The following is a 14,823-nucleotide window of genomic DNA, read 5'->3' on the forward strand; positions in this document are numbered from 1 at the left end:
CAACTGCTGCTAATTCTCCAATTCATCCCTTGGAGCCGAGTGCGCTTATTATTTCGCCCAATAATTTGGCTTCGTCTGTTTGTATGGTCAACAGAGAATGTTTGAGTGCGTCTAGCACCTTGGGGTCCATGGACAGATTATACCGAAGCACCATATTTCTGTTCAGAAGAGAACGTTCTTCAAGCTCAGTACAACGTTCAATCCATCGGTTGCATTGCATCAGGAGTTCTATTTGTTGGAGATATTTAAGTCTTAAAACCATAAGCTTCTTATGCTCCCACAGCAAATGATAAGCTCTAATGTCAAGCTCAGGGTCATCCTCTTTAGGGTGCTCCATTTGATAAATGAGGTGTTGGTACACACTTTGTCCATAAATGCTGGTAGTGGTATGGTTAATAAAATCAAATGTGCGCTTGGAGGATAGATATCGCTGCAAGCTGTCGACAATCTGTTCGACGTTTAAATCAAATTCTGCATCGATTTTGCTAAGCAAAGTTACACGCGTAATAAAATTTTCTTCTCTGCACAGATAGTCAAAGGCAGATTCCAGTTCGGAAAAGGTGCATTGAGCGGTCATAAATTTACCGCCCGTAATATTGTCCCGAATGCAGACTGTTTGGCGATCAAGATCGTAGCCGTAAATTAATGTCTCGTGAAAACGGTGCTCTTGGCCGAACTCCTGATATGCAGATATAAAGTACCGGTCGAGATGGCACCATACATAGCAATCGCCGTTGATAGAGTCTACAACGAAATCCGTAAAGGAAGACCACTTGGAAATGATGGTTCTAGGCAATATGAACTTATTGAGAAATGGGCAATAATCAACAAGAAGCTCATGATTGTCAAAAAAGTAAGTTTCCCAATCCGTTACATATCTCAGCTGAATGAAGTTGGAATAAACCCAGGGCCATATGCGGTTATCCGAAGAAATAATAGAAAACAAAGTCCCATAAGTGTTGGAAGTATTTATTAGTGGATCGGAAACGGGTAAAGTAATTTTACTCAATTTACACCTCCATATTCCCATTATATTTAAATAAAAATGAAATAAATGACATTATTATACTATAATAATTGTTCATTCCAATTATGTGATGATAATCATATTATGATAATAAAGGGAAGTGGTAATCTGGCGAAGAATAGTACTTTTGGAAACATTTTGGCATACGTTTCTCTGGTGAAAAAGCTGCAGAATGTGATGGGGGGAGCGATATATTGCGAATAGTGGTTTGTTTAAAGTTTATTGCACACGTGAACAAATACAATGTGCGTGGCATTGATGATGGCCGTAAGATCTCGGCCTCACCGCCACCGAAGGCAACCTTTGAGCTAAACTATCCGGACCGGCAAGCCATCCATGTGGCATTGGAGCTGAAGAATAGCTGTAATGCTAATGTAACTCTTATTTCCATGGCCCCTCCCGGTTGTAAAACGGTTCTACAGGAGTTCATGGGTTATGGGATCGATGAGGCTGTCCTGCTCAGCGACGCTTCTTTTGCCGGTTCGGATACATTGGCGACATCGCTGGTACTGGCTCGTGCTGTTGAGAAGCTTGGTGGATGTGATCTGGTTCTGACCGGCAGCCATTCAACCGACAGTGATACCGGTCAGGTAGGTCCGGGAATCGGTGAGTATCTAGATATCCCCCACGCGATAAATGTAACACGGTTTGAGGATATTTCGACTGATGAGGTATTGTTCCACCGCCAGCATGACGAAGGGGTAACAACCAGACAGTCTTGCCGGCTTCCGGCAGTATTGAGTATTGGTGGAATGACAGCCGTCTCTGAGTTGAAACCGCTAACAATTGCTGCCAAATTGCATGCCAGAACCAAGGATATTCTGGTATGGTCGTGTCATGACCTTGGCCTTGACCCACAGACGGTTGGTTTGGCAGGCTCGGCTACTGAAGTAGTTTCAGTGTACGAACAGCACTCCGAAAGAAAGGGGATTTTGCTAGAAAGCGATGAATATCTACGGGTATTGGAGCCGATAATCAGCAAAATCAGCGAGGTTAGAAGTGGATGATTAGGATTGATCAGGAACAATGCACATATTGCCTCCTGTGTTTAAAACGCTGTCCCGCGGCTGCAATCAAAGATGAGGATGAGGGCTTGCGTATCGACGTTGCGGCATGTACTTATTGCTCAGTCTGCACGTCTTGCTGTCCTAACCAAGCCATTATAATGAAAGACAGGGTACAGGAGACCAGACAACCGTACCCTGAGCATGAAGGTATTTGCCTTGTTGTGGAACATGCTGAAGGCGCGCTCTCTTCATATTTTCCGGAACTGGTTAGCGCAGCAAAACAGCTGCAGGCTATGAGAGCCCAGCGCATTTGTGCTTTGGTGGTCGGAGAGCGTATAGAAGACCTAGCCCAGCGTCTGCTTCAATGGGGAGTAAATGAAGTGTGGATGGTGAACAAACCGGGCATACAGCGTTACGCCGAAGATATTCATTATAATTTGATTTCTGCGGTGCTCCGGGATCAAAGACCGTCTGTCGTGCTAGGTATGGCTACCGCATGGGGGAGGTCTATTTTCCCCAGAGTTGCAGTCCGCCTGCGGACGGGGCTATGCGCCGATTGCATCGATTTGAAGATGGGACCGGATCATGGGGATTTTATTATTACCAGACCGACGCAAATGGGCGAGCAATTCGCTGAGATAAAAATACCGGCAAGACGGCCGCAAATGGCAACTGTAAAAACCAATTTTTATTCCGCTGCTGAGACCGCACACGTCGTGCAGGGCAAGATTGTTGATCTAAGCTCCCAGTATTCTTGCTCTTCCTCAGTCCTGCAGTTTATGGGAGTAATTGAAGAAGCCGCGGGCAAGGAGAACATCGAGACTACAGAAATTATTGTTGCTGCCGGGAGAGGCATTCAAAACGCAGACAATCTTCGTTTAATCTATGCGCTCGCCGATGCGCTTGGGGGGAAAGTAGCGGTTACCAGACCGCTTGTAGAATGTGGATGGATGGATAGTATGCATCAAGTCGGACTGACAGGTAAAATGGTCAAGCCCAAACTGTACATTGCCTGCGGAGTGTCTGGGGCAGTGCAGCATAAGGTTGGGATGCATCATTCGGAGACGATAATTGCAATAAATACGGATCGCAATGCACCTATCTTTGATTACTCCACATATGGGATCGTAGGCGATCTTTTTACAGTCATACCTGAAATATTGTCGGCATTGAACACAGTACAGGAGGTTGGGCGATGATTGAGAAGGAGCTATTAAGACAACAAACGCTGCATACGATTGGCGTCATGCTCGATGAGCACTTGCTTCAGAAGGAGGATATGTTCAGGTTTCAAAGTGATGTCCACGACACATATTCTCCGGAATACATCCGGAGCGAGATGGAGAATTGGTACAGAACATTAGGAATCGAATATATCATCCAGCGAAAATTTTCACTTCGGATGCCGCAGTTTACGAGAGAAGAATTAGAAGAAGCGGACCGAAGAAACGAGATCATTTTATGTGTTCCCCAAGGCGTCAGTCGCAAGCAATTAGGCTGCTTGTTTAATATCCGCAATTGGGCGCTGGAGAGTGAACTGGTCGCAGCAACTCCGGAAATTGAGGATTTCTGGTTCACCGTTCCGCGGACAACCGAACCGGATATGCTGGATCGGACGGCTGTGGAAATACAGCGTACATACAAGAAAACCGGAAAATTGGGAATGAGTCTGGAGCGGTATCTGGTATTTGTCGCCCGCATGAGGCATCTGACAGGACAAACACCGGATATAAGGACAAAGATGTGGATTACCAACGGCAAATATGAAGGAAAGGCGATGCTTGTGGTTGGTTTCGACTCGGCTGGCGAGTTTACAGCACATGGCTGGATGCCGAATTTCCACTCGCCTATGGTGGGCGGACGTTATACCTGGATACCTGACCATATATAAACAGTAAGGAGACGGTTATTTCGGCTATGTACAATAAGTTCACTGAATCGGGGCCTCAGCCTAGTGTACACTTCACCACTGCTCGCAAGGCGGAACCGGGTCCTAATGAATTGTTCATTACCAACCGTTTTACTTTAACGGGAACGGTAAAGGACCCATCCTGCTTGCAGCTTTTTCATGGGGCATGCCATTTACCAGGGCATTATCCTTACTCCAGTGTCGGAGTAGTGACTAAAGCGGGGCTTGGAGCAGAGCATCGCGTAGGCCAAGCTCTTGTGTTTTCTCCTCATTATACAAAGGATGTATGTGTCCCTCTGCACAGTGGGGTGGATGGTCAGATCTTTATTTCCAACGACTTAGACCCTGTGACAGCTGCGTTTGTTCCTATGTTTTGTGTGGCACTAAATGTGTGTGAAGAGCTGGCAGATGAAGGCATTAAAACGGTGGAACTGTGGGGAATGGGACTGCTAGGAAAGCTTTTATTAAGGTTGCTTGAGCAGGATGAAGATTTGAGCTTCAGTGTTGAAAAGAAGGAGGCCAAGGATGAGATTTGGGCCGGGTTAAATAGCGGTGTGTGGGACTGCGAGGAGAGAGCCATTGTTGCACTTGATTCGGACCTGCTCTCGCAGGTTCAACGGCATTCGGCTTTAAAAAACGATCCACCAGACCAGCACATACAATTTATTGATCTGACAAGACCTGGAATACTTAAGGAATCCATAACGCATGACCGTATTCAGGAAATCTCTCGCAGAATTGGGAAGCAAGAGCTTGAAGTAACCAGCCTAATTGCCCAACATATTCATGCGGAACATATGGAGCAATTTATCAGGCAAGCGGCGGAAGGCTTTTTTGAAGGGAAAACTGTAGTCTATGACTGGTAGAGGAGGTTCGTCATGCAGTTGACACAAGGTGTTATGGATGTACCCGCACTCGATATTGCATTTTCTGAGCAGGAGCGGCGTATCATTATGGAGCGAATTGATGATTGTCTGTCGAGAGGAGCGTTGAGTCAGGGTAGGTATGTACAGGAGCTGGAGGAACGTTTTGCCCGGTATGTAGGAGTTACTCATGCCATTGCGGTTAATTCGGGTACAAGTGCGATTGAAGCGGTAATGAGAGTGCTCGAAGTAAAGGGGCAGGAAGTGCTGGTTCCGGCAAATACGTTTATTGCCACGGCTTCCAGTGTCCTGTTTGCCGGAGGGCATGTTCGCCTTGTTGATATTGATCCCCGTACATTCTCGGTGTCGCTGGCTGAAATAAAGAAGCAGGCCACAAGTCGTACCCGAGGGGTTATTATCGTACATATTGGCGGAATTGTTACACCGGAGATTGAAGAAATCAGGCAATGGTGCGATGAGCAGGGGCTCTGGTTATTTGAAGATGCCGCTCATGCACATGGCAGCAGGATGGCTGGAAAAGGTGCGGGAGCTTTCGGAATTGCCGGAAGTTATTCCTTTTTTGCCACGAAAATCATTACCTCGGGGGAAGGAGGGATCATTGTCACAAACGATCATTCAATGGCTGAGAAGCTGCGAATGTTCCGCAATCATGGCAAGCCCCAGCCCTGGGAGACTTACCACACCTCGCTTGGCAACAATTATCGAATGAGTGATATCACAGCTACGATAGCGCTTACCCAGTTTGAGCGACTCGACGCGATCATTGAACAACGGGAAGCGATCGCCAACCGTTATACTTCCTTCTTTACGAAAAATCTTCCTGATTTCGAGATTGTGATGCCGCAGGACAGATGCAGTTGGTATAAGTACATTGTTATAGTGCCTTTGGACGTTGATAGTTCCGATTTGAAGGACAGACTCAAGGAGAAAGGCGTTTCGCTCCAAGGGGAGGTATATGCAACGCCGCTTCATAGGCAGCCGATCGCTGCTTCCCTACAGTTCAGTGGGGAATATCCGCTAGCGGATGATTATTGTCGGCGTCATATCTGCTTGCCGATTTATCCCAATTTGACTGATGAGCAGATCGATTATGTTTTGGCTGTATTCTTAAGTGTGGTCGCAGAGTTAAGGGGGCAGCAATGAAAGAGGGCATTATTATTGATAATCTGAGAAAGGTCTATCGCGTCCCTGTAAGAGAACATGGGTTAAAGCATGCGTTTAAAAGTCTGATCAAAATGGAATACAACGAAGTTGAGGCGGTAAAAGGTATCGACCTCAGGGTTGAGCCGGGAGAAATTGTCGGGTTCATCGGACCTAACGGCGCGGGAAAGACAACCACGCTGAAGATGCTCTCCGGTATCCTGTATCCGACATCAGGCGACATTTCCGTCTATGGCTTCAAACCGTGGGAACGCCAACATAAGTTTCTGCGCAACATCAGTATGGTAATGGGGAACAAATCGACGTTAACCTGGGATATTACGGTCGAGGACTCTTTCTTTGTGATGAAGGAAATATACGGAGTCTCTGATGCTGATTTTAAACAAAGACTCAATGAGCTAAAAGAACTGCTGGATATAGGGCATCTGCTTAAGAATCAGGCGCGGAATCTCTCTTTGGGAGAACGCTCCAAGTGTGAATTAACAGCAGCGTTGTTACACCAGCCACGTGTATTGTTTTTGGATGAGCCTACTTTGGGGCTAGATGTCAGCATGCAGCTGCGGCTTCGCAGTTTTATCAAGGAGTATAACCAAAAACATGAGACAACCATCCTGCTTACCAGTCACTATATGGAGGATATTTCTTCCCTTTGTAAACGGGTTGTACTGATCAATCAAGGCAAGCTGTTATACGACGGATCTCTGGAGCAGCTGAGCGGTAAAATAGCTCCCTACCGCATTCTCAAAGTCAGTTTTATGGATGAAGACGTAACGGGCACAATTGAAGAGCTAAAGGAGAAGTTTACTGACAGCTTGCAGGTCATGGAGCTTGCGGAAAGCTACGTATTGTTTAAGATTCAGAAGGAAGCTGTACCTGAGATTGTTTCAGAAATCTTTAATAGCTATTGCATTGGAAATGTAACAATCAATGATGCTCCAATCGATTCTGTAATTGATGAAGTGTATCGAGAGGGGAGGCTCCTTTGAATTTTCGCGGAGGCTTTGCGCTGATACGTAGGACTATGTTCGGGTTTATGGCTGAGAAAGGGTTTTTCTGGACATTGACGCTTGGTTGGATGATGGGACCTATCATCTATATGTTTGTTTGGACCGTTGCTGCGGGGGATGGGAGCATAACCGGGTTCACTCAGCAGGATTTTGTGAGGTATTATATTCTGTTAATTCTTGTGAACCAGCTGACCTACCCTACCTCACACTGGACGGTCGGCGATCAAATCTATGGCGGCAAGATGTCGATTGTATTGTTGAGGCCGATATCGCCTTTTTACGATGTGGTTGCGTCAGATTTGGCTGTCAAAATCGTCTGTATGCCTTTTGTTATATTTGTTGCCGGCGTGGCTGCCATTTTTTTGAACTTCAGACTGGCTATATCCGGTCTGGACTTGCTGGTGGCCGTTTATCTTCTTCTCATGGCTCAAATAATCAGATTTATGCTGGCCTATACACTTTCCCTGTTTGCATTTTTCACCAATAAAATCAAGTCCTTGCTTTCTATTAACGACACCCTGGTATTTTTGCTGGCCGGACAGGTAGCGCCTTCGTCGTTGCTTCCGGGATTTATGCAGGATATCTCGGATTATTTGCCTTTTCAATATATGATCAGCTTTCCGATAGAGTTTTCCCTTGGAAAGTTGGATCATTCACAGCTTGTTTTTGGCATAATTGTTCAATTCATTTGGGCGGTCGTTATCATATTATGTAACCGTTTAGTGTGGAAAAAAGGGATTCGTGCATACATGGCCGTGGGAGGGTAGGGAACATGCTGAGATATATGCGTTTGCTGAGATTGTTTTTCTCTACAGCGCTTCTAAAGGAAGCGTCATTCCGCGGTGACTTTCTAATCAAAATTTTGTATACCGCAATTAATTTAACCGGGACGATTGGCGGGATCGCGATCCTCTTTTCCAACACAAATTCGCTTAACAGTTGGACTTTTGCGGATACGCTGGCATTATCGGGCGTTTACTATTTTATTTTGGCAATGAAAAATCTATTTGTTGGTCCAAGCCTTGGCTCATTAGCCGGGATGGAAGGGGAGCTATGGACTGGAGGATTTGATTTAACACTGCTCAAACCGATTGAGACCCAATTTTATGTGAGCACGAGATACTGGTCTCCGCTTAATCTGTTTGATGTTATGGTGGGAGTAGCGGTGATGGTGCTTGGCGTTTCTCAAATGCAAGAAGCGATAGGAATATCCACTTGTCTGATGTTTGTATGGGCCATTTGCAATGCTTTACTGCTGTTGTACTCAATACTGCTATTATTAAGCTCTTTGGCGTTTTGGTATGCCGGAAGTCCGATGTTGAGTATATTCGACAGTATCATGCAGATGGGTAGATTTCCGGTCAATGTATATCAGAAACCAATCCAATTGGCGCTTACCTGGATCGTTCCTGTCGCCTTTATCGTTTCTATTCCTGCAGAAGCATTAGTGGGCAGGGTAAGCCTGTCCTATTTATTCGGAGGCAGCTTGCTAGCTGCGGTTTTGCTAATGTTAGCCAGTGCGTTTTTTAAACGAGCAGTGAAAAAATATGCAAGTGCTTCAAGCTGAGGAGGATTCTAAGTGGACACTTCTTCCATATTTGATTTGATTTATTTCAATTGCTTGAATAATCCAGGGCTTACGGCCATTGATTATGAAGGATCAACGATCTCTTATGAAGAGCTACGGCAGGAACTGGAGCACAGTAGTGAGAAGCTGGATCTCGCGGGGATCCGGCCCGGGCACAGAGTTGCCTTAGCCGTTGCAGACAAATCTGCTTTTATCATGCTGTGGCTTGCATGCTGGCATACGGGAGCCGTTCCGATCCCATTTGAACCTGTGAAGAACTTACCGGAACTGGAGAGAATGCACTCGTCAAGCCATTGTCAGTATTTAATTTGCGATCCAATTGATTCGGAGGGCAGCAGTCAGCTTGAGCTCGTACTCAGAGTACCGATGTTTATTTTTAGGACTGCAACGCTTTTTTTACAGGCAGATAAGCAGTCTGATGAAGATATTGCTTTGAATTTTTATACCTCAGGAACGACTGGACCGCCTAAATGTGTACAGTTCAGCCATCGGGCCATCTACAATAATGTAATGGCTATCTGTAGAGGGCTTGAGATTACTGCAAACGACAAGCTGTTCACACCGATTTCGCCGTGGCTGCCCGCGACGCTAACCACTGTAGTCCTACCGGCCCTCTGTGCCGGTGCTACATTAATCATGTCGAAGGGAACAATGCCTGCTAGAATTTGCGAGCAGATCAATCGCAAAGAGGTAACGATTCTTTTTGCGGTTCCCTATATGTATGCCTTGCTTAATGAGTCAGTCGTGTCATCCTCAAGTGTAGCTTGGGATAAAGTGAGACTGTGCATCAGCTGTTCTGCCCATCTGGACGCAGCGACTTTTAATGACTTTTATAAGCTATCGGGCAAGTCTATCCGTTCATTGTTCTGTTCATCCGAAGGTGGGGCAATTGCCTATAATCCTTCAAATGAGCAAGAACTGATCAGAGATTCGGTGGGACAGCCACATCTGGGAGTTTCTATTCGGCTGCTTGACCCGGAGGGGCACGAGGTTGCTCATGGAGAGGAGGGAGAGATATGGGTCAGCGGCGCTCATATATCGTGCGGGTATTACGGGCAGCCAGAGTTGCAGGCAGAGGTCTTTCAACAGGGTTGGGTACGTACGGGTGATCTGGGAAGGTTGGATGAGGCTGGGTATCTGTATTTGTCGGGGCGGCTTTCTGATAACATCAATGTCGGCGGACATTTGGTAAATCCGGCAGAGATTGAACAAGTCCTGCTGCTCCATAACGGCATTAAAGAAGCACTTGTATTTGGTGTTTCCGATAAATACTATGGCAGCAAGCTGATTGCGGAGATTGTGCCGCTGGATGCCCAGGTATCAGCCGATGATATTATCAGATTCTGTTCAGCGAGACTTGCGGCATATAAGGTGCCTAGAGTAATCAAGTGGACGGATAACATTCCCAAGGGTCGCTATGGGAAGAAGCTGAGAAATCAGAATCAAGCAGCCAGTCACATCCTGACGCCATGAGATTTCTGGTGACAGGTTGCAGCGGTTTTATCGGGAGCAGGTTAACAAGCAGTTTACTGGAACAGGGACATGCTGTCAGAGGGCTTGTATTGCCGAAGGAAAAAGGCGTTGGCGAAACACTTGCAGAATTGGGTATGGAACTGTGGGTAGGCGACGTTCTGAACCCTGAAACGATGGATGGCATAGGGGAGGATATTGATGTCGTCTATCATCTTGCCGGCAAACATTCTGGTTCTGTGTCCCGGATGAGGCAGCTTTATGTAGAGGGGACGCGGAATCTGCTGGACCAACTTTTGCGCAGCGGAACGTATGGCAAGTTCATTGTGGCAAGCAATGGGGCTGTATATGGAAGCGACAACGTTTGTGTGGCCGATGAATCTGTACTGTGCCATCCCGTTCATCCATTTGGAAGAATTACACTCGAAATGGAGCAGCTGGTCCAGCAATACTGCACCCATGCGAAATTTTCTTATATCATTCTCAGGATCGCTGAAGTGTACGGCCCGCTTGAGCATAATTATATCCGGCAATTAATGCGCTGCACTCAGATGCTGGGGAACGGACGCAGTTACTCATCTAAAGTGCATATTGACGATGTTATTTCAATGATGCAGTTGGCCTGGAGCAATCTTGTTGTTCAAGAGATTTATAACGTGAGTGATGATCTTCCTCTAACACAGGAGGAATTGATAAAAGAGGTTCGGAAATATGCTCAACTGTCTGAAATACAATGGATTTCTCCTGAGGCTGTCACTGAGCGTATCAGACTAAGTATACATGGTTTACGCGCCCTTTCCGTACGTATGGGAAACGAAAAGATAAAAAAGAATGCCGATGTACGGCTGGCATACCCTACTTACGCCCATGCGATTCCTTATTTAATCGAAGAAATGTCCAATAGAAGCGAGGTGAATAGTTTGTGAGTCCGCCAAGAATTATGCTTCTTCCAAGCCCCCCTAGCTCCGGTTCTGTAGGATCAGTAAGCAAAACGCTGGGCATTGCCAAGGTTCTGCAAAGCCAAGGTTGCACGGTCAGCTTTGTGATTGGCGGCAAGCTTGCTGAATTTGTCCGAGCCAACGGCTTTCAGGTTTATGACTATCCGATTCCGCTTCCTTCAGCGAATTCCGGAGATGTTCGCAGTGCTGCCGATTATGTGGAGTGGACAGGGATGGCAGAATCGGGCTTTATCCGTCAAGCGGTTGAGGCTGAACTGAAGGCGATACAGGCTTTTAAACCCAACGCTATATTTGCCGAGTCTCGTCCGAGTGCTTCCATTTCAGCTGCCGTGGCCCAGATTCCCGCTTTGATGATTGCGAGCTGGCCAAGCCATCCAGCCTTCCCGGCCAACCTACAGTATCCGGGATCTGCCAAAGCTATCGCCGCTTTTAACGAGGTGTTGGCGGATTATTCACTGGATTCTGTTTCCAATCTGGCTGAATTATTATTTTCAAGAGCAACGATTAAAATGGCACCGACACTACCGGAACTGGAGCCGGAGCTGGCTGCGTTGAAGGAGTGCGATTTCGCCGGTTACATTCTGGATTTGGAGGCAAGACAATCTTCAAATCTGCAGTGGCATCCGGACTGGCAGGACAAGCCGCTAATTTTTATTTATTTAAGCGTTAGTGCCATTCCCCCTTTAATTTATATTGAGCTGGTCAAAGAGATCTTTGACAAGCAACCCTACCGTGTTGCCTGTTTATGCGGATTTCATTATGAGCTTAAGGCGCTTCCTGACCATACCGACAATATTCAATTCCATTGGTTTATCCCGGCTGCTGAAATTATGCCGGAAGCAGCTCTGGTAATCTTTCATGGCGGACAAGATACTATGCTTACGACAATGCTGCATGGACTTCCGAGCATAACCATTCCCGGTCAACATTTTGAACGGGACTATAATTGTACGCAGCTCCAAAATCTTGGGCTCACTTATAAACTACCCGTTCAAGCATTCAGACCAAGCCGTATCCGTAAGATTGTTGAGACAGCGTTGAACGATAATTTGGCTGAGCTTCGCGGGCATTATAGGTCCAAGCTGAGGACTTTAAGCGGAACTGAGAATTGCTGTGCTGCATTGATCGCACTGGCACAAAAAAATAGCTGGCAGGTGTAATTTATGAAGATATCTGTTCCATATAACGGCGATATCCAGCTTATTGACGAGCTGGGCGGATACGAATATATCAGCTGCTTCTTCGGTGGTTCTTCTAAGGAGGGCTGTGGAAGCGGAAGATCGGCTGCGGCAATGCCGATAAGTACGCGGAGCGATATTGAACAAGCGGTTAAGCGGGCCCATATGTACAACAAAGAGTTTAACTATTTGATGAACAGTTCCTGTCTCGGCAACAGGGAATATGAGGATGAAGGCTACCGACAAATTGTAGATCAAATGGATTGGGCTGCTGAAATAGGTGTAGACTGGATCACCTTAGCCAATCAGCTGCTTGTGGATATTTGCAGGAGAAGACATCCTGAGATCAAAGTGAGCTTGTCCTCCTTTGCGGTGGTCGAAAGTGTGGAACGGGCAAAATACTTTGATTCAATGGGCGTCAAAGAGATCACAGTGAGAGAAAATATAGCCAGAGATTTCAGGCTGCTTGAACGTATACAGAACAGCGTTGAATGTGAAATCCAGGTCATTGTCAATCAGACCTGTCTCTATGAATGTCCAATGCAGGTCTATCATGACAATGTAATGAGCCATGGCTCATCCAACCGTGGAACGGATAACCAAAGCTTTATGGATTATTGCTCCGTCAAATGCACTTACGAGAAATTTAATGATCCAGGGAATATCATGAAGGCGCGCTGGATCAGGCCGGAGGATTTGGCGGAATATGAGAAGATAGGCATACACCGTTTTAAGCTGACAGACCGGTCAAAATCTACTGCCTGGCTGTTGCAGGCGGCAAAAGCCTATCATGATAGGCAGTATCCGGGGAACTTGGCTGATATTTTGAACATCGTTCACACCAACCATCGCAGAGCCGCCGGTGCGGTTACACGAGAAAAGGCGGTTTTTTCCCGGCAAACGCAGCAGAGCCGCCAGAGCATCCGTGCCCTGACCTTATTGGATGTTTATCTTGACAATTCTAAGCTGCAAGGTTTTATTGATTTTTTCAAAGAAGTCGATTGCCGGTCGCTGGATTGTGCGGTATGCGGGTATTGCGATCAATTTGCCGTTGAAGCCCTTTCGTTTCCTGATCCTTCTGCCCGGACCAAGAGCTTGAACATGCTGCAGCAGCTGGTACAAGATACGGCAGAGCGCCAACCAAAGGTTTTCTGAGAGGAGATATAAGCATGCAGAACAAGGAGATTCTGGGTAAGCTGGCCGCTATTTTTTCAGAGGTCTTGAGCAAGGAGGTTACAATGGAGGAACTGGATGCGCAAGCGGATTTACTTGAAGCGTTCCATATGGATTCACTGATTGCTTTGCAGATTATCGTTAAGATTGAACAGCAGCTTGGAATCGTCATTGAAGATGATGACCTGGCACTGGAACTATTAAATGATACCGGAAAATTGACGGCATATATTGAGGGACAGTCGGAAAGGGTGAGCAGCTGACGATGAATCTTTTGTTTCTTTCTGAAGGTGCTTATTTTGCCTATTATCAAGGGGCCGTCAAGGCTAACCGTGCAGTATTCGAATCCCTGGCTGCCAGGGGACATCAATGTAGAGTAGTCCATCTGGTAGACCAGGAAGATTCTCTGTTACAGGTGGAGGAACAGCTGCAGGAGCATGGGGTAAACGATATTATTCGTTCCGCGCATAGTCTTCAGGGTACAGTAAGTGGTGTAGAATGCCATTTCACCACGAGTGTTATGCTGTTATACAGAACAGCAGGGGATTTGATGAAAAAAGGCAAGCCGGACGTGGTTCTTGTGAATATGGCTTACCACACCATGGTTGCTGCGGGAATAAAGCTCGTGGCTGGAAGCGCAACAAAATTGGTTGTGATTTGTCATGATGTGATCACTCTCCCTTTTGGGCCGCATAGCTGGATCGAAAATCCGCTGCTCCGACAGGAGCTTGCCCAGGTCTCCGGCTTTATTGGTGACAGTGATTTCGTAGCTCATAATATCACCGAATGGGGGAGTTATACCAATGCTGTTTCGCTACGTTTCCCAATTTATGGGGATGGTATTTTTCCAACCTTTCATAATTTCAACAGAGGATACATCGCGATATGCAACCCTACAGAGATAAAGGGTTTATCCATTTTTCTGAAGCTGGCTCAAGCTTTTCCGGACTATCCTTTTGCTGCGATAATTACATGGGGCGATTTGAAGCAGGAGGAACAATCCGCTTTACGTGCTCTGCCTAATGTGACACTGCTTGAACCGGAGCGCGAGATGAATTTGATTTTTGAACAGGTACGAGTGTGGCTTCATCCTTCCATCTGCGCTGAAGCTTTTGGGCAGACAGTAATTGAAGCGATGCTAAGAGGTATTCCTGTTATTGCAAGCGACCAAGGCGGCCTCATGCAATCGAAATGCAAGGTTGACTATAATCTTCCGGTGACGCCGATTTCGGAAACTTACAAGGATGAAGCAACAGGACATACAATGCCGGTTATTCCCGAACAGGATACTGCCATATGGGTGGAGACTTTGCAACGGCTGCTGACGGACAGGACACTCTACGAATCCATTTCTGCAGCCTCTAAAGCTGCCGCGCAGGAATTTATAACGGAGGCCCAGCCTGAAAAATTCGAACTGTATCTGGAGAATATGCTGCAATCCGAAATGTCAGCAAGGTGAG

The 14,823-nt window shown here is 46.5% G+C and carries 15 protein-coding genes and 1 pseudogene; 15 read left to right on the forward strand and 1 reads right to left on the reverse strand.

Annotation, left to right across the window (positions count from 1 at the left end; translation table 11 throughout):
• Window positions 1-22 precede the first annotated feature (22 nt).
• Window positions 23-1,009, reverse strand: coding sequence for a hypothetical protein (locus NSQ91_RS12075; RefSeq protein WP_076183212.1), 987 nt, complete (start codon window positions 1,007-1,009; stop codon window positions 23-25).
• A gap of 221 nt (window positions 1,010-1,230) precedes the next feature.
• Here NSQ91_RS12075 and NSQ91_RS12080 point away from each other — a divergent pair, with 221 nt between their 5' ends.
• The 15 genes and pseudogenes from NSQ91_RS12080 to NSQ91_RS12145 all read left to right on the forward strand — a co-directional run bounded on the left by NSQ91_RS12080 (window position 1,231) and on the right by NSQ91_RS12145 (window position 14,822).
• Window positions 1,231-2,034 carry an electron transfer flavoprotein subunit beta/FixA family protein gene (locus NSQ91_RS12080; protein WP_256715848.1) on the forward strand — a complete coding sequence of 268 codons (804 nt, stop codon included), beginning with the start codon at window positions 1,231-1,233 and terminating at the stop codon, window positions 2,032-2,034.
• A pseudogene (locus NSQ91_RS32025) lies at window positions 2,031-2,117 on the forward strand (4Fe-4S binding protein); the annotation flags it as partial. The gene NSQ91_RS12080 and the pseudogene NSQ91_RS32025, both read left to right, overlap by 4 nt.
• A gap of 3 nt (window positions 2,118-2,120) precedes the next feature.
• Window positions 2,121-3,233: an FAD-binding protein gene (locus tag NSQ91_RS12085; RefSeq protein ID WP_438357257.1), complete on the forward strand. Its 1,113-nt coding sequence runs from the start codon at window positions 2,121-2,123 to the stop codon at window positions 3,231-3,233.
• A complete protein-coding gene (locus NSQ91_RS12090; RefSeq protein ID WP_036685905.1) occupies window positions 3,230-3,925 on the forward strand; it encodes a hypothetical protein in 696 nt (231 codons plus the stop codon). The genes NSQ91_RS12085 and NSQ91_RS12090 overlap by 4 nt, the downstream gene beginning before the upstream one ends.
• Before the next feature lie 26 nt (window positions 3,926-3,951).
• Complete coding sequence (locus NSQ91_RS12095; RefSeq protein ID WP_076129929.1) at window positions 3,952-4,809, forward strand: hypothetical protein; 858 nt, start codon at window positions 3,952-3,954, stop codon at window positions 4,807-4,809.
• 12 nt (window positions 4,810-4,821) lie between these two features.
• Entirely contained in the window at window positions 4,822-5,970 is a 1,149-nt protein-coding gene (locus NSQ91_RS12100) for a DegT/DnrJ/EryC1/StrS family aminotransferase (RefSeq protein ID WP_218641646.1), read from the forward strand.
• Window positions 5,967-6,974 carry an ABC transporter ATP-binding protein gene (locus tag NSQ91_RS12105; protein WP_076129930.1) on the forward strand — a complete coding sequence of 336 codons (1,008 nt, stop codon included), beginning with the start codon at window positions 5,967-5,969 and terminating at the stop codon, window positions 6,972-6,974. Before NSQ91_RS12100 ends, NSQ91_RS12105 begins: the two co-directional genes overlap by 4 nt.
• Window positions 6,971-7,762 (forward strand): ABC transporter permease, encoded by a 792-nt coding sequence (locus tag NSQ91_RS12110; RefSeq protein ID WP_038570104.1) that lies wholly within the window; start codon window positions 6,971-6,973, stop codon window positions 7,760-7,762. The genes NSQ91_RS12105 and NSQ91_RS12110 overlap by 4 nt, the downstream gene beginning before the upstream one ends.
• A 5-nt stretch (window positions 7,763-7,767) precedes the next feature.
• The gene (locus NSQ91_RS12115; protein WP_036685913.1) at window positions 7,768-8,562 is read left to right on the forward strand and encodes an ABC transporter permease; all 795 of its coding nucleotides are present in this window, start codon (window positions 7,768-7,770) and stop codon (window positions 8,560-8,562) included.
• A 12-nt stretch (window positions 8,563-8,574) separates the two neighbouring features.
• Window positions 8,575-10,056 carry a class I adenylate-forming enzyme family protein gene (locus NSQ91_RS12120; protein WP_076129931.1) on the forward strand — a complete coding sequence of 494 codons (1,482 nt, stop codon included), beginning with the start codon at window positions 8,575-8,577 and terminating at the stop codon, window positions 10,054-10,056.
• 8 nt (window positions 10,057-10,064) lie between these two features.
• Complete coding sequence (locus NSQ91_RS12125; protein ID WP_179088803.1) at window positions 10,065-10,979, forward strand: NAD-dependent epimerase/dehydratase family protein; 915 nt, start codon at window positions 10,065-10,067, stop codon at window positions 10,977-10,979.
• The gene (locus NSQ91_RS12130; RefSeq protein WP_076129933.1) at window positions 10,976-12,172 is read left to right on the forward strand and encodes a glycosyltransferase; all 1,197 of its coding nucleotides are present in this window, start codon (window positions 10,976-10,978) and stop codon (window positions 12,170-12,172) included. The genes NSQ91_RS12125 and NSQ91_RS12130 overlap by 4 nt, the downstream gene beginning before the upstream one ends.
• 3 nt (window positions 12,173-12,175) lie before the next feature.
• Window positions 12,176-13,345: a peptidase U32 family protein gene (locus NSQ91_RS12135; protein WP_076129934.1), complete on the forward strand. Its 1,170-nt coding sequence runs from the start codon at window positions 12,176-12,178 to the stop codon at window positions 13,343-13,345.
• 14 nt (window positions 13,346-13,359) lie between these two features.
• Window positions 13,360-13,626, forward strand: a complete 267-nt coding sequence (locus NSQ91_RS12140) for an acyl carrier protein (RefSeq protein ID WP_036685924.1) — start codon at window positions 13,360-13,362, stop codon at window positions 13,624-13,626.
• A 2-nt stretch (window positions 13,627-13,628) separates the two neighbouring features.
• Window positions 13,629-14,822 (forward strand): glycosyltransferase, encoded by a 1,194-nt coding sequence (locus NSQ91_RS12145; protein WP_076305289.1) that lies wholly within the window; start codon window positions 13,629-13,631, stop codon window positions 14,820-14,822.
• The last annotated feature ends 1 nt before the right edge of the window (window position 14,823 follow it).

The sequence above is a fragment of the Paenibacillus sp. FSL R7-0048 genome (genome assembly GCF_038004505.1).
GTDB lineage: Bacteria > Bacillota > Bacilli > Paenibacillales > Paenibacillaceae > Paenibacillus_AQ > Paenibacillus_AQ odorifer.

Coding starts and splice junctions, on each gene's coding strand:
- NSQ91_RS12115 (WP_036685913.1), top strand. CDS start 7,768: ATGCTGAGATATATGCGTTTGCTGAGATTGTTTTTCTCTACAGCGCTT.
- NSQ91_RS12145 (WP_076305289.1), top strand. CDS start 13,629: ATGAATCTTTTGTTTCTTTCTGAAGGTGCTTATTTTGCCTATTATCAA.
- NSQ91_RS12095 (WP_076129929.1), top strand. CDS start 3,952: ATGTACAATAAGTTCACTGAATCGGGGCCTCAGCCTAGTGTACACTTC.
- NSQ91_RS12105 (WP_076129930.1), top strand. CDS start 5,967: ATGAAAGAGGGCATTATTATTGATAATCTGAGAAAGGTCTATCGCGTC.
- NSQ91_RS12140 (WP_036685924.1), top strand. CDS start 13,360: ATGCAGAACAAGGAGATTCTGGGTAAGCTGGCCGCTATTTTTTCAGAG.
- NSQ91_RS12135 (WP_076129934.1), top strand. CDS start 12,176: ATGAAGATATCTGTTCCATATAACGGCGATATCCAGCTTATTGACGAG.
- NSQ91_RS12090 (WP_036685905.1), top strand. CDS start 3,230: ATGATTGAGAAGGAGCTATTAAGACAACAAACGCTGCATACGATTGGC.
- NSQ91_RS12100 (WP_218641646.1), top strand. CDS start 4,822: ATGCAGTTGACACAAGGTGTTATGGATGTACCCGCACTCGATATTGCA.